The organism is Bradyrhizobium sp. CCGUVB1N3 (genome assembly GCF_024199925.1).
In the GTDB taxonomy this organism is placed as follows: Bacteria; Pseudomonadota; Alphaproteobacteria; order Rhizobiales; family Xanthobacteraceae; genus Bradyrhizobium.
The window spans coordinates 3,472,756-3,490,589 of the sequence record NZ_JANADR010000001.1; the positions used below are offsets into that span (position 1 = coordinate 3,472,756).

The following is a 17,834-nucleotide window of genomic DNA, read 5'->3' on the forward strand; positions in this document are numbered from 1 at the left end:
ATGATTCACCATCAAAGATCCCATTGGAGCCGAAGCCGTGACCCTGACCCGCCGGCGCGCCCTGCAGGCGCTGTCCGCCCTGCCCGCAGCCGGCCTCGCGGGTGCCGTGCCGCGCGTTGCCCGCGCCGCCGAGTTCGCGCTGACCTACGGCAACAACCTGCCGCTCACGCATCCGCTCAATATCCGCGCGCAGGAGGCCGCCGATCGCGTCGCGAAGGAGACCGGCGGCCGGGTCGAGATCACGATCTTCCCGAACAACCAGCTCGGCGGCGACACCGACATGCTGGCGCAGGTGCGCAGCGGCGCCATCACGTTTTTCACGCCATCGGCGCTGGTCGTGGCGACGTTGGCCCAGGTGGCCGCGATCAATGCGGTCGGCTTCGCCTTTGCCGACTACGACCAGGTGTGGAAGGCGATGGACGGCGCGCTCGGCGCGCATGTGCGCGCGGCTATGGCCAAGGTCGGCCTCCATGCGTTCGAGAAGATGTGGGACAACGGTTTTCGCCAGATCACGAGCGGCACCAAGCCGATCGAGGGGGCCAAGGACATGCGCGGATTGAAGATCCGCGTGCCCGTCAGCCCGCTGAGCGTTTCGATGTTCAAGGCGCTCTCGGCCTCGCCCACCGGCCTGCAATTCAGCGAGGTCTACTCGTCGCTCCAGACCCGCATCGTCGATGCACAGGAAAATCCGCTGCCGATCGTCCAGATCGCCAAGCTCTACGAGGTGCAGAGGTACTGCGCCATCAGCAACCACATCTGGGACGGCTTTTGGTTCGTCGCCAACGGCCGCACCTGGCATGCCCTGCCCGCGGACCTTCAGGCCGTCGTCGCCAGGGCCCTCAACGAGGCCGGCCTCAAGCAGCGCGAGGACATCAAGGCGTTCAACGCGACGGTGCAATCGGATCTTCAGGGCAAGGGCCTGGCATTCACGAAGCCCGCGCCCGACAGTTTCCGCGCCAAGCTGCGCGAGGCAGGATTCTACGGCGAATGGAAGACACGGTTCGGCAATGAGGCCTGGGGACTGCTCGAAAGCGCCGTCGGCAAGCTCGCCTGAATACCGCAGCGCATACGCGGCGGCGCAAATCCACGACACGACATTTGACGAGCCGAACCGGCGCGAACATCTTCTGTTGAAGAAGCCGGCACCCGTTGTCATATGGTGTGTCGTATTGCGAAAATAGCTTTACGATGGCGGAAAAAAGCGAAAAACAACAATCAGGTAAGTGCGGCGGCTCCAGAATTCCCTTCATTCTTTGCTGCAAGTTCTCCGAGGGGACCTCTGAACTAAGAACAATAGAGTCAAAGACTTGTAGTGTCCTTTCGATTTGAAGTTCGCTCGGGAGGGTGCGGCAGAATCAAGCGAACTTCGGATTCGGCACTCTAGCCTGTCGAGCATTTGCCATGAGTCAGCCCCCCTCCTCTTTCATCAATCGCGTGCTGGGCGTGATGAATTCCTTGCCCGATGCCGAGCGCCGTCTTGCCGAATTGACACTCGACTTTCCCGGGGATCTGGCGAGCTATTCAGCCTCCGAATTCGCCGCGCTGGCCGGCGTATCGAATGCGACCGTGAGCCGCTTCTTCCGGCGTCTAGGCTTCGACGACTTCAACACGGCCCGCCGCAGCGTACGGGCGGAAAAAAATATCGGTTCGCCGCTCCTGCTCGACGCCAAGCGCCGGCCTGCTCCCGATACGATCGCGTCGCATCTCGCCATGAGCCGCGCCAACCTGGAGGCGACGATGGCCCGCTTGAACGATGCAACCATTGACGAGATCACACAGGCGATCATTGCCGCACGGACGATCTGGGTTGCCGGATATCGCAGCAATCAGTCCTTTGCTGCCTATTTTCGCTGGCAAATCTTCCAGTTTCTGCCGAAGGCACAACTGCTTCCTGGGCCTGGCGAAACGATTGGCGAGTACATGGCGAACTTCGAGGCGTCCGACTGCCTCGTTGCATTTGGGGTTCGCAGGCGGGCACGGCCGTTGCAGCACCTGATTGCTCAGGCGGGCCGATCGAAGACGAAGGTCGTCCTGATCACCGACCATCTGTTCGGGGCGTCGCGCAGCGTCGACTGGATGATCCGCTGTGACGCAAAAGCACCCGGCGCGCTGGACAACCACACCGCGGTGATCGCCTTCTGCGACCTGCTGATCACCCGCCTCTTCCACGCGACTGGAAAAAAAGGCCGGCGGCATCTCGCCGCGGTCGAAACCGCGCACGACGCAGCCGACGAATTGTCGCCGCTTTAGGCAAACTGCCGCATCTCAATCGCGTGTCGGGATCTGCTGCCTTCACGCTAGGCGATGATTGCCAATATTTCCGTCACGCGCAGCATTGAAAATGTTTTTTCACAAGATAGACTTCTTGAAATTATATTATCGTTCGTTGACGTGGAGGATTACCGTGGAGACGGCTAACACCAGCTCGGCATCAAAGTCGTCGGCGGCGATGCAACAGCTCGAGTCGACGCTCGAGCAGATCGGCGTCACCAAGGCGCACAAGCACATCATTGCGCTCATCCTGTTCGGCTGCCTGTTCGACAGTTTCGAGCAGAACACCATCGGCATCGCAGGCCCGGCGCTTCGCGCGCAATGGGGGTTGACGGCGACGGATATCGGCCTTCTCAACACCATCACGTTCGGCACCGCCGCCATCGGACGGCTCACATCCGGTGCGATCGGCGACCGCTACGGGCGCCGGATCATGCTCGGCATCAATCTCCTGCTGTTCACCATCGGCTCGCTCGCATGTGCGCTGGCACCGAGTTTCGGCGCGCTCTGCGTGGCCCGCGCCATCGTCGGATTCGGTGTAGGCGGCGAAATTTCGACCGCCGTCACGATGCTGGCCGAGTTCTGTTCTCCGAGATTCCGCGGGACCGCCGCGGGCCTCGTCAACGTCGGGGCCGGTGGCTTTGGCAACTTCCTTGCGCCAGCCTTCGGTCTCGTCGTCTTCAGCCTGTTCTCCGGCTCGGAGAACTGGCGCTGGCTGTTTGCGTCGCTCGCACTTCCGGCGCTTCTCGTGGTGTTCTATCGCCGCTACATCCCGGAAACACCACGATTCCTGGTATCGGTCGGAAAATTGGCCGAAGCGAACCGGGTGCTGTCTATCCTCGCCTCCGGCTCGCTCAACCCGCGCGGCCTGGAAGTCACACACTATTTGACCGAGTCGAATGTGACGAACGAAGCCGCACCCAAGGGAGCGTGGACCGGCATCTTCAAAGGCCAATATCTGGTTCGGACGATCGCCGTCTCTATCGCCATCGTGATGAGCTACGGAGCTCAGCTCTCGGTGCTGACGCTGATGCCGATCATCTTCGTCGCGAAGGGCCACACATTGTCGGGCAGCCTGCTCTTCACCATGATCATTCAAAGCGGCAGCGTGCTCGGCACCATCGCGGCGTCGATGTTCGGTTACTATCTGCCTCGCAAGAAGGTGCTGACCGTCGGGGCCGTTTGCGCGTGCCTTGCCGCGCTTTGCATCGTCTACCTTGGCAACAGTCTGGTGATGCTGCTCCTGCTGGGCGCCCTGTTCCAATTTTTCGTGCTGTTGCTCAATACTTCGATTTGGATCTACGCGCCGGAGCTCTTCCCAACCCGGATGCGCGCGTTCGGCGTGGCGTTCATTCTCGCCGCGGGTTCGGCCGCGGGCTCGTTCGTGCCATCGATCTCGGGCCTGCTGTTCGACCACTATGGTATCATCGGCGTGTTCGCACTGGCGGCCGCGATGTATGCGGTCTTTGCGGCGTCGATCCAGTTCGGTCCGGAAACCTACGGCAAGCCGATGGAAGAGTCGGTGCGACCTGCCGAAGCGAGGCGCGAGACATCCGCGAAGTTTGCATGACGCTGCGCGCCGACGATGGGCATATCGTCCTGATCAATCCGAACAGTGCGCAATCGACCACGGAGATGATGCTGGCGATCGCGAGAAACTCGGCTGGCGAGAACGTATCCGTGATCGGCGTGACGGCGACGCGGGCACCGGCCATGATCGTGTCGCCGCAGGAACTCGAGAGCGCCGCCGACGAGGTGGTGGAGCTCGGACTCGCACGGCGGCAAAGCTGCCTGGGTTTCATCGTTAGTGCGTTTGGCGATCCGGGGCTCGAGGCACTGCGGCGTGAGTCGCAACTTCCCGCTACCGGCATTTGCGAAGCATCGATGTTGGCGGCCCACGCGGGAGGCCGCCGCTTTGGCGTCGCCACCGTAACCCCCGAGCTCGCCGACGCCATCGCGGCAAGGGCTCTGCATCTAGGGCTTGCGGGGTTCTACTCCGGCATTCGTTGTACACCCGGCGACCCGAGAGCCATCGCTGCACAGCCGCGCCGGCTGAACGAAGAATTGGCCGAAGCGGTCAAGGCGTGCATTGAGCGCGACGGCGCGGAGGCCGTCATCATTGGCGGCGGCCCGCTCGGCGAAGCGGCAACGCATCTGCAGGCGTTCTTCGCCGAGCCGATCATTGCACCGATCCCAAGCGCGGTGAGGCGGCTTCTTGGCCTGATCGAGCGACACTGAGTGCCGCCTGGGGCAGGCGCCGTTGGAGCGGACCGTCCCGAGCCATGCCGCGCGCACAGGCCGCCCTGCCGGCCCAGAATCGGCCGTGGACGCCCCCCTGAAATCCGTGCAAAAAGGCACCGCAAGCTGCGGCGGTTTCCCGCCAAGCCTCTGCAAAACGTCGACTTTTGGAAATAATGGTCGGAGTGGCAGGATTCGAACCTGCGACCCCTGCGTCCCGAACGCAGTGCTCTACCGGGCTGAGCCACACTCCGACAAGAAGGCGGCTTATAGCGTCGGGTTTGGCACACCGCAAGCGGCCGATTTGAGGAATTTTGTCCCAGTGAAAACGGGCCTGACCACCCAGATTCTATCGGCCGGACCGGCCGCCACCGATGCCGCCGCGCGGGCGCTTGGGGCAGGCCGGCTGGTCGCGTTCCCGACCGAGACGGTCTATGGGCTCGGTGCGGATGCCGCCAACGCGACCGCGATCGCCCATCTCTACGCCGCCAAGGGCCGCCCCGCCTTCAATCCGCTGATCGCTCATGTCACCGACCTCGCCGCCGCAAGGCGCATTGGACGGTTCAATTCGCAGGCGATCAGGCTCGCGCAAGCGTTCTGGCCGGGGCCGCTGACGCTGGTGGTGCCGAAGACGGATGACTGCCCGGTCGCTGAGCTTGCGACCGCCGGGCTCGATACGGTCGCGATTCGCGTCCCCGCCCATCCCGTCGCGCAGGCGATCCTGCGCGCCTTCGACGGGGCGGTGGTGGCGCCGTCGGCGAACATCTCCGGCCATGTCTCGCCGACGCTGGCGGCGCATGTGGAAAGCGATCTTGCGGGGCGGATCGACCTGATCGTCGACGGCGGGCCGGTCGAGGTCGGCGTCGAATCGACCATTCTCGGCTGCTTCGAGGCGCCGACGCTGCTTCGCCCCGGCGGATTGTCGCGCGAAAAAATCGAGGCCGTGCTGGGTGCGCCGCTGGCGCGGCCGCCGCACGATGTCGAGAGCGACGACAGCCAGCCGCTCGCGCCCGGCATGCTCGCCTCGCACTACGCGCCACGCGCCACAGTGCGGCTCAATGCGCATGATGTCGCGCCCGGCGAGGTGCTGCTTGCCTTCGGATCGGCCCTGCTACCCGGCGCCGAACAGGGCGCCGGCGTCATGAATTTGTCAGCGAGCGGTGATCTCGATGAAGCTGCCGCCAACCTGTTCGGCTATCTTCGCGCCCTCGATGCGAAGAGCCCGCGCGCCATCGCGGTGATGGCGGTGCCTGAGGAAGGGCTCGGCGAAGCGATCAACGACCGGCTGCGGCGCGCAGCGGTGGCGCGGTAACACGCGGTGAAGAGAGAAGAAGAGATGAACGTCACGACACCTGCCGTCGCTCCGCTTGCGCCGGAGCTGATCGAGAAATTCCGCGCCATTGTCGGCGCCAAATATGCCGTGACCGACCCGGCCGACATCGAGCCTTACCTCACCGAGGAGCGTAACCTGTTCCACGGTCGCTCGCCGCTGGTGCTGCGGCCCGCGACGACCGCGGAAGTTTCCGCGATCTGCAAGCTCGCCTCCGAACACAAAATCGCGCTGGTGCCGCAGGGCGGCAACACCGGCCTCGTCGGCGGTCAGACGCCGCACAATGGCGAGGTGGTGGTGTCCCTGCGCCGGCTGGACAAGATCCGCGAGGTCGATACCGCCTCCAACACCATGACCTGCGAGGCCGGCGTGGTGCTGCAAATCGCGCAGCAGAAGGCGGCCGAGGTCGATCGCCTGTTCCCGCTGTCGCTGGGCGCGGAGGGCAGCTGCACCATCGGCGGCAATCTGTCGACCAATGCCGGCGGCACCGCCGCGCTCGCCTATGGCGTCGCGCGCGAGATGGCGCTGGGGCTCGAGGTCGTGCTAGCCGACGGACGCGTGCTCAACGCTCTGTCGAAGCTGAAGAAGGACAACACCGGCTATAACCTGCATAACCTCTTCATCGGCGCCGAAGGCACGCTCGGCATCATCACGGCTGCGACCTTGAAACTGTTTCCGAAGCCGCGGGCGATCGAGACCGCATTCGTCGGGCTGAAGTCGCCGGCGGAGGCGCTGAAGCTGCTGACCATCGCGCAGGGCGAGGCGTCGACCGCGCTGACGAGCTTTGAACTGTTGGCGGAGATGGCGGTCGATTTCTCGATCCGCCACGGCATCGACGTGCGCGATCCGCTCGAGCAGAAGCATCCCTGGTACGTGCTGATGGAATTGTCCTCGCCGCGTGACGATGCGCGCGCCACGCTGGAATCGATCCTCACCCGTGCGATGGAGGAGGAGATCGTCGACGACGCAGTGATCGCCGCGAACCTCACGCAGCGCGCCGGCTTCTGGAAGCTGCGCGACGAGATGTCGGCGGCGCAGAAGCCGGAGGGCGGCTCGATCAAGCACGACATCTCCGTTCCCGTCGCCGCGGTGCCGGCCTTCATCGCGGAAGCCGATGCCGCGGTGGTCAAGCTGATCCCCGGCGCACGGCCGGTGCCGTTCGGCCATCTCGGCGACGGCAATCTGCATTACAATGTCAGCCAGCCGGTCGGCGCCAACACCGCCGACTTCCTCGCCCGCTGGCACGACGTCAACACGGTCGTGTTCGAGATCGTGCTGCGCATGGGCGGCTCGATCTCGGCCGAGCACGGCATCGGCGTACTCAAGCGCGACGAACTGCCCGACGTGAAGGACAAGACCGCGATCGAATTGATGCGGCAGGTCAAGGCAATGCTCGACCCCCTCCAAATCATGAACCCCGGTAAAGTGCTGTGAACGTGCCCGCGTCCCCTTCCCCGCTCGCGATCGCAGAGATTGCGGATGCCGATATTGAGACCGTCGTTGCGCTGTGGCAGAGCTGCGGCCTGACACGGCCCTGGAACGATCCGCATGCCGATATCGCGCTGGCGCGGCGCGAGGCCAATTCGACCGTGTTGATCGGGCGGGACGGCGCTGCGATCGTGGCCAGCGCGATGGTCGGCCATGACGGCCATCGCGGCTGGATCTATTACGTCGCGGTGGATCCCGATTGCCGCAAGCGCGGCTATGGCAGCGGCATCATGGCCGCCGCCGAGGACTGGCTGCGCCAGGCCGGCATCGCAAAACTCCAGCTCCTGGTCCGCCGCGAGAACAAGCAGGCCGGCGCGTTCTACACGTCCCTCGGCTTCGAAGAGTCAACGTCGGTGATGTTCGCCAAATGGCTCGACGGCCGCGACCCGACCCCTTAGAGGCCTGCATGTCCGTTTCCGATCGCGTCCGCGTCAAAGATGTCCGTGTGCTTTCGGACAAGAAGTACCTGCTGAAGGCCACGACCTTCGACTGGCGCCGCAACACTGGCGAATGGCAGACGCAGGTGCGCGAGGTCTATGACCGCGGCAACGGTGCGACGCTGTTGCCTTATAACCGCAAGCGGCGCACGGTCGTGCTGGTACGGCAATTTCGCTATCCGACATTCGTCAACGGCTATGACGACCTGCTGATCGAAGCCGCCGCCGGCATGCTCGACGACGCCGATCCCGAAGCGCGCATCCGCACTGAAGCCGAGGAGGAAATCGGCTATCGGCTGCACGACGTCCAAAAGGTGTTCGAGGCCTTCATGACCCCTGGCGCGGTAACGGAGAAGCTGCACTTCTTCGTCGCGGAATACGAACCGGAGATGCGGATTGGCGACGGCGGTGGCCTCGTCGACGAGGGCGAGGAGATCGAGGTGCTGGAGCTGTCGATCGACGAAGCGCTGGCGATGATCGCCGACGGCCGCATCGTGGATGCGAAGACGATCATGCTGCTGCAATATGCGGCGCTGCATGTGTTCCGGTAGGTAGGTCGAGCCACTTGCAAGGTGCCATCCCTTCTCCCCTTGCGGGAGAAGGTGGCGCGAAGCGCCGGATGAGGGGTCTCTATCCACGCGTTCGATCGTTGAGAGCTTCTCTCGCGGAGAGAGACCCCTCACCCGTCTCGCCGCTAACGCGGCGAGCCACCCTCTCCCACAAGGGGAGAGGGGAAGGCGGCAGACAATTTGCTCCAACACGCCTGCAATTCTGACCTGCGGCGCCCTGCCCGCTGTTGAGCAAATCGCAGACTATCTCTACTCTATCCGCAACGAGAACGAGAGGAGACGCGCCCCATGTCGGCTTCCATATCAGCTCCGCGCGATGATGAATTCGGCTTTGCGCCCGACTACGACGCCCCCATTCCCTATATGCAGCGGACCCGCGATTACTACGCGGCCATCGGCTACAGCACGCCGTATCGCTGGGCGCATTATGTCGACGCACCGTTCCAGCCGCTGAAGAGACCGCTGGCGCAATCGCGCGTGACGATCATCACCACGGCCGCGCCTTACGATCCGACCAAGGGCGACCAGGGGCCGGGCGCGGCGTATAATGGCGGCGCAAAGTTCTACGAGGTCTATGACGGCGACACCTCGCAACCGCACGATCTGCGCATCTCCCACATCGGCTACGATCGCAAGCACACGAGCGCGACCGACAGCGGCACCTGGTTTCCGCTGCCGCAGCTCCTGAAGGCCTCCGCCGCGGGGCGCATCGGCGAGATGAGCCCGCGCTTCTTCGGTGCGCCGACCAACCGCAGCCATCGCGTCACGCTCGACACCGACGCGCCGGAGATTCTGGCGCGCTGCCTCACCGATAAGGTCGATGTCGCAGTCCTGGTGCCGAACTGCCCGGTCTGCCACCAGACCACAGCGCTGGTCGCGCGGCATCTGGAGGAGAGCGGCATTCCCACCGTGGTCATGGGCTGCGCCAAGGACATCGTCGAGCACACAGCCGTGCCGCGCTTCCTGTTCTCCGACTTCCCGCTCGGCAATTCCGCCGGCAAGCCGCATGATATCGCCTCGCAGGCGCAGACGCTGGAGCTCGCATTGAGGCTCCTCGAGTCCGCCAGCGGCCCGCGCACAACGATGCAATCGCCGCTGCGCTGGAGCGAGGACGCTTCCTGGAAGCTCGACTACAACAACGTCGCGCAGCTAAGCCCTGAGGAGCTCGCACGGCGGCGCGCCGAGTTCGACAAGCAGAAGGAGATCGCGCGCGGCAATCGCGCGGCCTGACGGGAGAACGCGACGTGACGAGGCCGTTCGAAGGCGTCAAGATCCTCGACTTCACGCAAGTGCTCGCCGGCCCCTATGCGAGCTACCAGCTCGCGCTGCTGGGCGCCGACGTCATCAAGGTCGAGCGGCGCGAGGGCGAGGACATGCGCCGGACGCCGCTCAGCCGCGAATGGGCGGAGCGTGGGCTTGCGCCCGCGTTCCAGGCCATCAACGGCAACAAGCGCAGCCTGACGCTCGATCTGCAAAAGCCGGATGCGATCGCAATCGTCAGGAAGCTCGCCGCGCATGTCGATGTCGTCATGGAGAACTTTCGCCCGGGCGTGATGGACAAGCTCGGGATCGGCTATGAGGCGCTCTCCGCGGTCAATCCAAAGCTGATCTATTGCGCCGTGTCCGGCTTCGGCCAGACCGGCCCCGAGCGGCTGCGCCCCGGCTATGACGGCAAGATGCAGGCGCTCTCCGGCATCATGGCCATCACCGGCCATCCCGAGACCGGGCCGACGCGCGCGGGCTTTGCGGTTTGCGACGTGCTTTCGGGCGCGACCGCGGCGTTCGCCGTGTCCAGCGCGCTCTATCAGCGCGACCGCACCGGCAAGGGGCAGCTCGTCGACGTCTCCATGCTGGAGGCGACGCTGGCGTTCCTGTCGGGCCAGATCGCGGACTGGTCGGTCGCAGGCCATCGCCAGCAGCTCTCGGGCAATCAGGCCGTGAGCCGCAAGACCACCGCGAACCTGTTCAGGTGCGGCGACGGCTACATCCTGCTCGCGGTCAACAACGAGAAGCAATACCGCGCACTGATGACGGCGCTCGGCCGCGCGGACACGCTCGGCGATCCGCGCTTTGCCGACTGGTTCTCGCGCAACGAGAACGAGCCTGCGCTGCGCGCGATCATCGAGGAGGCGCTGGCGACGAAGAGCCCGCGCGAATGGGAGACGATTTTGGAGGACGCCGGCGCGCCCTGCGCCAGCATCTGGACAATCGAGGAGATCATCGACCATCCGCAGATTGCGGCGCGCGGCGCCATCCAGGAGCTCGACACTCCGTACGGCCGCCTGCGCTTCGCCGGCAGCGGGTTCAAGCTCGCGCACGGCGGCGGCAAGCTCGACCACATGGCGCCGGAGCTCGGCGCGGACACGGATGCGGTGCTGGGCGAGCTGGGCTTCGACGCGGCGGAGATCGCGGCGTTAAGGGCAAGGGAGATTGTGTGAGGGCGGCGCCACAAACTCCGCAGTCGTAGGGTGGGCAAAGCGAAGCGTGCCCACCGCATCGAGTAACCTGAGAGATGGTGGGCACGGCGCGTTGCGCCTTTGCCCACCCTACGGCGCCTGCAATCAGAACAACGACCCCTACCCGTCATCCGACGACGCGCCAACGGCTTTTCGCGCCACCTTCTTCTTCGGCGCTTCCGCCTCCATCTCCTCGGCGCTGATCGGCAGCAAAAGCTGCGAATCGTCATTGGCGACGCGGTTGACGCGGGTGGAAACCGGGTGCCAGGCGAACTCGCCGATCCGCGGGGCTGTCATCAGCGACAGAATCGCGTCGACCTCGTCGCCGCGACAATCGAGCCAGCGTTCGAAATCCTTCGGCGAAATCGTCACCGGCACGCGGTCATGTAGCGCGGCGAGATCCTCGCTCGCCGCCGCCGTGACGATCGCGACCGTGTCGAGCTCCTCGCCGTTCGGCCCGACCCATGTCTCGAACACCGCGGCGAAACCGAGCGGCTGTCCGTCGGCGCGGTGGATGAAATACGGCTGCTTGCGGCCGTCCACCGCTTTCCACTCGTAGTAACCGTCGGCCGGGATCAGGCCGCGGCGCCTGCGAATCGCGTTCTTGAAGGCGGGCTTTTCCAGCACCGTCTCCGAGCGCGCGTTGATCAGCAACGTAAAACCACGGGGATCCTTCACCCAGGTCGGCAGCAGCCCCCAGCGCATGAGCTGGAAATGCCGCGCGCCCTTGTCGACCAGCACCACCGGAATTGGTTGTGTCGGGGCGACGTTGTACCGTGGCGGGAAATTCGGCTGATCGAGATAGCCAAAGAGTTGCCGCAAAGCCGCCGGGGCCGAGGTTATGACGAAGCGTCCGCACATCCTTGAGCGCCTATATGGGGTCCGTTCAGCACCTTTTAACCCCCAACGTTAACACTGCGGCCGATGAGCTCAATGGTCGCCGAACCCGCGCGGACACATGTAGTGACGGGCCCCGAGGCGGCGGCCTGGGCTGAGCGGCTGCGTGTGGCCAACATCAACCCACGGACCGGGCTTGCCACCGACTATCTGAACCATTTCAATGAAGCCGTCATGCTGCTCGAAATGGTCCCGGACATGCCGGAATGCGCCGAAGACTTCCTGACCTGGACGCCGCTGTCCTATGCCGAGCATTTCACGGCCTCGAACTTCAAGGCGCGCGATCTCGCGATCGAGGCCTATGAGAAGGCCGCTCCCAACGTGCGCGCCCAGTTCGACCACATCACCGACACCATGACCTCGATCCTGACTGCGGTCGGGTCGGCCATGCGCGAGGTGGAAAAGGATACGACGCGCGTGCGGCTCGCCGAACAGGCCACCCTCTGGGTCAAGCCGCTGATCGCGGCCTGCGGCGGTATCATCAATGGCGGCGCAGAAGCCGACGTCGATACCATCATGTCGAATTGAGGCCGACGCCATGCAGCCGAGCCATCCCCAGCTCGCGGTCAGCGCCGCGATCTTCCGCGACGGCAAGGTGCTGCTGGTTCGCCGCGCCCGCTCGCCGGCCAAGGGCTTCTATTCGCTGCCGGGCGGCCGTGTCGAGTTCGGCGAATCGCTGCACCAGGCGCTGGCGCGCGAGGTTGACGAGGAAACCGGGCTGGCGATCGAGATCGTGGGTCTCGCCGGCTGGCGCGAGGTGCTGCCGTCCACGGGCGGCGCCGGCCACTACCTGATCATGTCCTTTGCGGCGCGCTGGACGGCCAGGGAGCCGGTTCTGAACGAGGAGCTGGACGATTTCCGCTGGCTCGCTCCCGACGCGCTGGGCGGCCTTGGCGACCTCAAGCTCACCTGGGGGCTGGACGAAGTCATCCAGGCCGCAGCGCGCCTGATCGGGTCCTGAGGGCCGGGGCGGCTGCCTTGCGTCTGCCGCCCTTAAGGGGCATACACGCCCCGATGTCCAAGCGATTTCCGGCCATTTTGGCCCTGATTCTTGCCTGCGTCGTCCTGCCCGCCCGGGCCCAGGACGTGGCTGCGCCGTTCGACGGCGACTTGCAGCGGCTGGCGGAAATCCTCGGCGGCCTGCACTACCTGCGCGGCATCTGCGGGGCCAATGAAGGCAACAAATGGCGCAACGAGATGCAGGCGCTGATCGACGCCGAAACCCCCTCCGGCGAGCGCCGCACGCGTATGATCGCCGGCTTCAACCGCGGCTATAACGGTTTTCAGCAGACCTACCGGAGCTGCACGCCGGCCGCGACGGTAGCGATCCGCCGCTACATCGAGGAAGGGTCGAAAATCTCCCGCGACCTCACGGCGCGTTACGCGAACTGAATTCAAACGCGATCTCGTCAGTGAAGCTCTGAGGTCGGAGAGTGTGTCGCAAGAACAACTCATCCACATTGTTCACCTCCGTTAACCTTTCCTAAAGATGTGGCCTAGGCGGCGTTAATCTGCGTGCTACACCTCTCAGGCAGCGCATCGCCGTGGATTGCGCCTCCAGCCATTCGAGTTTCATGAGCATTCCAGTGTCCTACGCCCCCGCCCGCGCACCGCTGCCCGACCACGAGCAGAAGCAGGCTGCCCTGAGCTATCTCAACGAGGCCTGGGCGGAAGCGCGCCATGACGGCGTCGACGGCGATTGCCTCGCACAGGCGAGCCTGTTTGCGGCGCTTGCCGAGCTCGTCGGCACCTATGGCGAGGACGCGGTGGCGAAATTTGTCGAGGGCTTTCCTGCCCGCATCCGCAACGGCGAATTCTCGGTCGCGCTCGCCAAGCAGTAGCCTAAAATCACCCCGCCGGAAGCGGCGGGGCGAAGTCTGCGGATGAATGACCTCGCGACAGGTCGCGATGGCTGCGCTCAGGATCGCACGAAAGCGCGCGTCACGAGATAAGCAATAGTCCGCAAAGCACCGGGAGTTTTTCCTGATATCGCAGGGGAAAACGTCACGGCTCTACGCTGAGCGTCGCTTTCATGTTCGGATGATAGCGGCAATAGTACTCCACCATCCCCGCCTTCTTCAGCACGAACGTCGCCGACTTCTTCGCCGGCAGGTTCACGTCGAAATCGCCGTTCCTCGCCGTCGCAGTGTGGGCAAACACGTCCTTGTTGGTCCACTCGACGGTGTCGCCGACCTTCGCCGAGACGTCAGCCGGCGATATCTCGAGATTCTCCATTGATATCTGCACCGATGCGGCGCGCGCCGGGACCAGCATCGACGCGAGCAGGATTGCGGTCATCGCCAACAGCCGTCCCGACATCATCGCCTCCAACCTATTTCAGCTCGGCCGCGACGTGCTCGGCGTGCTGCTGATGACCCTGAAAAATCTTCAAGCCCGTTTGCAGCAGGCCCTTCAGCTCCGCATTGTTCGCCGACGGAATGAGCTGGGTCTCGAGCGCGCCGTTGACCGCCTTGTGATAGGCGACCTCGTTCTCGACATAGGCCTTGTCGAAGGCCGCGCCGCTGAGCTTATCGAGCTCGGCGAGCTTGTCGCTCGCCTGCTTCGACAGCGTGCGGCTGGTGTCGTTGTCCTCCGGCGTGACGTTCAGCTTCTTGACCAGCGCGAGCGCCTGCTTGTTCACCGCCTCGTGGTCGCGCACCATGTCCTGCGCGAACGCTTTGACGTCCTTGTTGTTCGCCTTCTTCATCGCCTGCTTAGCGGCATTGATGTCGATCGCGCCCGCGGTGTAGGCGATATGGGCGATCTGCGGATCAGTGGGCTTTGCGCCTTGCGCCAGCGCAGGGCTGATCAGAAGGGCGATCGTGGCGATCGCCGCGCTGCATCGAATGAACATGGCTTGACACTCCTGTGGTGCCGGTCGTCTCCGGCATGTGACCTCACAGGCGTTGGATGGAAAACCGTCGCGGACGTTCCCGAGAAAATTACGCGCCGACGCCGAGCCGCTTCAGCACGATCTCGGTCAGGTGCTCGCAGCGCTGGCCGGCGAACGGGAACGCATCCATCACCACCGGTCCGATCTTCTTCTCGACATTCTCCCGCAGCATCGTGCGGGCGCGGTGCAGCCGCGTCTTCACGGTTTCAGGCTTGACGCCGAGCAATTCCGCGGTCTCCTCGATGGTCATGCCCTCCATCACGCGCGCGATGAAGACCATGCGGAAGACGTCGGGCAGTTCATCGACTGCGTGCTCGACGACGCGCTGGATTTCACGTTGGGCCATGGATTTTTCCGGATCGCCTGCGGTGGAGGACACGGGGAACTGGATGATCTGGGCTTCGAGCGCTGCTTCGGGCAGCGCGCCGAGCTCGACATGCACCTTCCGGCTTCTCACCCGGCCGAGCGCCTCGTTGATGGCGATGCGCGACAGCCAGGTCGACAGGCCGGACTCGCCGCGAAAGCCGTCGAGATGCGTGAACGCCCGAACATAGGTCTCCTGCACCACATCCTCGGCCTCGCTGTCGCTGCGCAGGATGCCGCGCGCCAGCCGATAGAGCCTGCGATTGTTGGCCTGCATGATCGCGCGCAGCGCCGCCTCGTCGCGGGCCCGCGCGCGCTCGACCAGCTCGGCCTCGGCCAGACCTGCGGCTTCCGATATTGCAGTGCGGCGGATGGCGGTCACGGGCTCGTCTCCAGCTTTTCCGGACATTGGATGCAGGACCGCCCAAAAGGTTCCCGCCAATCTACTCTCTGTCCGTCTCGATTGGCAGCTCAGGATCCTTGGCCCATTCGCCCATGGAACCGTCGTAGAGCGTCAGCCTGTCGTAGCCGAGTTGCGCCAGCAGGAAGAGATCGATGGTCGCGGAAATGCCGCCGCCGCAATAGCAGATCACGTTTTTGTCGCGTGTGACGCACTTGCGTAGCGAATTTCACTTCGGCATCGGCAAGCGTGGTCAGCGTCTTGTCGGCGGCATTGACCAGCGTTGCCGCCGGGACGTTGACGCTGCCGGGAATGCGACCGCGCCGCCCATAGCGGCTCGGTTCCTGCCCGCGATGAAACTGTGGCCCGAGCGCGTTGACGATCGTGGTGGAGGGATCGTCGATCTGCGCGAGCACGGCGGATTTGTCGACAAAGAAGCCTTCGCGCGGCGCGGCCTTGAAGGTCGTCGCCGGATAGCCGCCCGGCGGCCCTTGCTCTACCGGTTGCCCCTCCGCCTTCCACTTGTCGAAACCACCATCAAGCACGCGCGCATCGACGCCGAGCGAGCGCAGCATCCACCAGAACCGCGTCGCCCACATCATGCTGCCGATGCTGTAGAGCACGATCGTCTTCGACGCATCGAGGCCGTAGCGGCCGAAGGCGCTCTCGAGCTGCGCTGTCGCCGGCATCATGAAGCGCAGATGCGTGGATGGGTCGGAGAACTCGCCTTGCAGATCGAGGAAATCCGCGCCGGGAATATGGCCGGCCTCAAACGTCTTGCGGCCCGACACGACGAGATAGGGATCGGTGCTCCCTTGCGGCGCCGGCTCCAGATAGGTCGTGCAGTCGTAGAGGCGGAGGTGCGGCTGGCCGAGCATGGCCGCGAGCTGTTCGGTGGAGACGAGGGATGTGGGCTGGGTCATTCTCGCATCCTCGCTATCGCAAGGGATTGTACATCCCCGAGAGCCACGCGCACAAATCTATCACCGTTACCCTGAGGCGCCGGAGCGTAGCGGAGGCCTCGAAGGGCTACGGCCCGACTGCATCCCGGCCGTTCATCCTTCGAGGCTTGCCATGCGGTGCAGGTGCACCGCATGGCGCGCACCTCAGGATGACGGGACGAACGTTGTACGCGCGGCACTAGATCCTACTGCTTCAGCGTCTCCAGAAACCGGACCGGCTCGCCCTGTGACGGCGCCGCGAGCTCGCCTTGCCACATCACACGCTTGCCGCGGACGAAGGTGCCGACCGGCCAGCCCGTGACGCGTACGCCGTCGTAAGGCGTCCAAGCAGCTTTCGAGGCGATCCATTTGTTGGTGATGGTCTCGCTGCGCTTCAGGTCCACGATGGTAAAGTCCGCATCATAGCCTGCCGCGATGCGGCCCTTGCAGGCGATGTTGAACAGACGCGCGGGGCCGGCGCTGGTGAGATCGACCAAGCGGGTGAGCGACAGCCGGCCGGCATTGACGTGATCGAGCATCAAGGGCACCAGCGTCTGCACGCCGGTCATGCCCGAGGGCGAGGCCGGATAGGTCTTCTGCTTCTCCTCCAGCGTATGTGGCGCATGGTCGGAGCCGAGGATGTCGACGATGCCCTGCTCGATGCCGCGCCAGATGCCGGCGCGGTGATCGGCCGAGCGCACCGGCGGATTCATCTGCGCGAGCGTGCCGAGCCGCTCATAGCATTCAGGCGCGGCCATGGTGAGGTGATGCGGCGTCGCCTCGCAGGAGGCGACATCCTTGTGGTCGCGCAAAAACTCGATCTCTTCCTTGGTCGAGATGTGTAGCACGTGAATGCGCCTGCCCGTCTCGCGCGCGAGCTTCACGAGGCGCTGCGTCGCCAGCAGCGCCGCGGCCTCGTCGCGCCAAACAGGGTGCGAGCGCGCATCGCCCTCGATGCGCAACGACTTGCGCTCGTTGAGGCGATATTCGTCCTCCGCGTGGAACGAGGCGCGGCGGCGGATCACCTGGAAGATGCGGCGCAGGCTGTCGTCGTCCTCCACCAGCAGCGCGCCGGCCGAGGAGCCGATGAACACCTTGACGCCAGCGCAGCCCGGCGCGCGCTCGAGATGCGGCAGATCCTGCACGTTCTCGCGCGTACCGCCGATGAAGAAGGCGAAATCGCAATGCATGCGGTGATGGCCGCGCTTCACCTTGTCGGTGAAATCGGCTTCCGTCACCGTGAGCGGCGAGGTGTTCGGCATCTCGAACACGGCGGTGACGCCGCCCATCACGGCGCTGCGCGAACCGGTCTCGAGATCTTCCTTGTGCGTCAGGCCGGGCTCGCGGAAATGCACCTGCGTGTCGATGACGCCGGGCAGGATGTGCAGGCCCTTGCAGTCGATCACCTCCGCCGCCGCGCCTTGCGCGAGCGAACCGATCTCCGCGATGCGGCCATCCTTGATGCCGATGTCGCGGACGCCCTCGCCGTCCTGATTGACCACCGTGCCGGATTTCAGGATCACGTCAAAACGCTGGGTCATGGCTATCAGT

19 protein-coding genes, 1 tRNA gene and 1 pseudogene are annotated in these 17,834 nt (G+C 64.6%); 14 read left to right on the forward strand and 7 right to left on the reverse strand.

What is annotated here, in order from left to right; genetic code table 11:
- Nucleotides 1–37: 37 nt before the first annotated feature.
- The 4 genes from NLM33_RS16480 (at nucleotide 38) to NLM33_RS16495 (ending at nucleotide 4,509) form a co-directional block, all read left to right on the forward strand.
- Nucleotides 38–1,054 (forward strand): TRAP transporter substrate-binding protein, encoded by a 1,017-nt coding sequence (locus NLM33_RS16480; RefSeq protein ID WP_254097056.1) that lies wholly within the window; start codon nucleotides 38–40, stop codon nucleotides 1,052–1,054.
- Nucleotides 1,055–1,344: 290 nt separating this feature from the next.
- Entirely contained in the window at nucleotides 1,345–2,250 is a 906-nt protein-coding gene (locus tag NLM33_RS16485) for a MurR/RpiR family transcriptional regulator (protein WP_254097057.1), read from the forward strand.
- A 199-nt stretch (nucleotides 2,251–2,449) separates the two neighbouring features.
- Nucleotides 2,450–3,841: an MFS transporter gene (locus NLM33_RS16490; RefSeq protein ID WP_371930122.1), complete on the forward strand. Its 1,392-nt coding sequence runs from the start codon at nucleotides 2,450–2,452 to the stop codon at nucleotides 3,839–3,841.
- On the forward strand, nucleotides 3,838–4,509 hold the full coding sequence (locus NLM33_RS16495) for an aspartate/glutamate racemase family protein (protein WP_254097059.1): 672 nt from the start codon (nucleotides 3,838–3,840) through the stop codon (nucleotides 4,507–4,509). Before NLM33_RS16490 ends, NLM33_RS16495 begins: the two co-directional genes overlap by 4 nt.
- Before the next feature lie 177 nt (nucleotides 4,510–4,686).
- Here the strand turns inward: NLM33_RS16495 and NLM33_RS16500 are convergent.
- Nucleotides 4,687–4,763: transfer RNA gene (locus NLM33_RS16500), tRNA-Pro, on the reverse strand.
- A gap of 68 nt (nucleotides 4,764–4,831) precedes the next feature.
- Between NLM33_RS16500 and NLM33_RS16505 the strand changes: the two genes are divergently transcribed.
- The 6 genes from NLM33_RS16505 to NLM33_RS16530 all read left to right on the forward strand — a co-directional run bounded on the left by NLM33_RS16505 (nucleotide 4,832) and on the right by NLM33_RS16530 (nucleotide 10,771).
- A complete protein-coding gene (locus NLM33_RS16505; RefSeq protein WP_254097060.1) occupies nucleotides 4,832–5,821 on the forward strand; it encodes an L-threonylcarbamoyladenylate synthase in 990 nt (329 codons plus the stop codon).
- A gap of 24 nt (nucleotides 5,822–5,845) precedes the next feature.
- On the forward strand, nucleotides 5,846–7,273 hold the full coding sequence (locus NLM33_RS16510) for an FAD-binding oxidoreductase (RefSeq protein WP_254097061.1): 1,428 nt from the start codon (nucleotides 5,846–5,848) through the stop codon (nucleotides 7,271–7,273).
- A 2-nt stretch (nucleotides 7,274–7,275) separates the two neighbouring features.
- Nucleotides 7,276–7,725, forward strand: a complete 450-nt coding sequence (locus NLM33_RS16515; protein WP_254097062.1) for a GNAT family acetyltransferase — start codon at nucleotides 7,276–7,278, stop codon at nucleotides 7,723–7,725.
- An 8-nt stretch (nucleotides 7,726–7,733) separates the two neighbouring features.
- Nucleotides 7,734–8,315 carry an NUDIX domain-containing protein gene (locus NLM33_RS16520; RefSeq protein ID WP_254097063.1) on the forward strand — a complete coding sequence of 194 codons (582 nt, stop codon included), beginning with the start codon at nucleotides 7,734–7,736 and terminating at the stop codon, nucleotides 8,313–8,315.
- A 318-nt stretch (nucleotides 8,316–8,633) separates the two neighbouring features.
- The gene (locus tag NLM33_RS16525; RefSeq protein WP_254105813.1) at nucleotides 8,634–9,563 is read left to right on the forward strand and encodes a glycine reductase; all 930 of its coding nucleotides are present in this window, start codon (nucleotides 8,634–8,636) and stop codon (nucleotides 9,561–9,563) included.
- Between the two features lie 14 nt (nucleotides 9,564–9,577).
- Nucleotides 9,578–10,771, forward strand: a complete 1,194-nt coding sequence (locus NLM33_RS16530) for a CaiB/BaiF CoA-transferase family protein (RefSeq protein ID WP_254097064.1) — start codon at nucleotides 9,578–9,580, stop codon at nucleotides 10,769–10,771.
- A 138-nt stretch (nucleotides 10,772–10,909) separates the two neighbouring features.
- Here NLM33_RS16530 and NLM33_RS16535 read toward each other — a convergent pair whose 3' ends face one another.
- The gene (locus NLM33_RS16535; protein ID WP_254097065.1) at nucleotides 10,910–11,650 is read right to left on the reverse strand and encodes an SOS response-associated peptidase; all 741 of its coding nucleotides are present in this window, start codon (nucleotides 11,648–11,650) and stop codon (nucleotides 10,910–10,912) included.
- 63 nt (nucleotides 11,651–11,713) lie between these two features.
- Here NLM33_RS16535 and NLM33_RS16540 point away from each other — a divergent pair, with 63 nt between their 5' ends.
- From NLM33_RS16540 to NLM33_RS16555, 4 genes are all read left to right on the forward strand, one after another.
- Nucleotides 11,714–12,214: a hypothetical protein gene (locus NLM33_RS16540; RefSeq protein WP_254097066.1), complete on the forward strand. Its 501-nt coding sequence runs from the start codon at nucleotides 11,714–11,716 to the stop codon at nucleotides 12,212–12,214.
- Nucleotides 12,171–12,647 carry an NUDIX hydrolase gene (locus NLM33_RS16545; RefSeq protein WP_371929960.1) on the forward strand — a complete coding sequence of 159 codons (477 nt, stop codon included), beginning with the start codon at nucleotides 12,171–12,173 and terminating at the stop codon, nucleotides 12,645–12,647. Before NLM33_RS16540 ends, NLM33_RS16545 begins: the two co-directional genes overlap by 44 nt.
- Before the next feature lie 53 nt (nucleotides 12,648–12,700).
- Entirely contained in the window at nucleotides 12,701–13,078 is a 378-nt protein-coding gene (locus tag NLM33_RS16550; RefSeq protein WP_254097068.1) for a TIGR02301 family protein, read from the forward strand.
- Between the two features lie 182 nt (nucleotides 13,079–13,260).
- On the forward strand, nucleotides 13,261–13,527 hold the full coding sequence (locus NLM33_RS16555; protein WP_254097069.1) for a hypothetical protein: 267 nt from the start codon (nucleotides 13,261–13,263) through the stop codon (nucleotides 13,525–13,527).
- A gap of 163 nt (nucleotides 13,528–13,690) precedes the next feature.
- On the opposite strand, the gene NLM33_RS16560 is transcribed toward NLM33_RS16555, so the two are convergent.
- From NLM33_RS16560 to NLM33_RS16580, 5 genes and pseudogenes are all read right to left on the reverse strand, one after another.
- On the reverse strand, nucleotides 13,691–14,005 hold the full coding sequence (locus tag NLM33_RS16560) for a cupredoxin family copper-binding protein (RefSeq protein ID WP_254097070.1): 315 nt from the start codon (nucleotides 14,003–14,005) through the stop codon (nucleotides 13,691–13,693).
- 13 nt (nucleotides 14,006–14,018) lie between these two features.
- Nucleotides 14,019–14,540 carry a DUF4142 domain-containing protein gene (locus NLM33_RS16565; RefSeq protein ID WP_254097071.1) on the reverse strand — a complete coding sequence of 174 codons (522 nt, stop codon included), beginning with the start codon at nucleotides 14,538–14,540 and terminating at the stop codon, nucleotides 14,019–14,021.
- Between the two features lie 88 nt (nucleotides 14,541–14,628).
- Nucleotides 14,629–15,351: an RNA polymerase sigma factor gene (locus NLM33_RS16570; protein ID WP_254097072.1), complete on the reverse strand. Its 723-nt coding sequence runs from the start codon at nucleotides 15,349–15,351 to the stop codon at nucleotides 14,629–14,631.
- Between the two features lie 34 nt (nucleotides 15,352–15,385).
- Nucleotides 15,386–16,265: pseudogene (locus NLM33_RS16575) on the reverse strand (sulfurtransferase).
- A 224-nt stretch (nucleotides 16,266–16,489) separates the two neighbouring features.
- Entirely contained in the window at nucleotides 16,490–17,824 is a 1,335-nt protein-coding gene (locus NLM33_RS16580; RefSeq protein WP_254097073.1) for a dihydroorotase, read from the reverse strand.
- Nucleotides 17,825–17,834 lie beyond the last annotated feature (10 nt).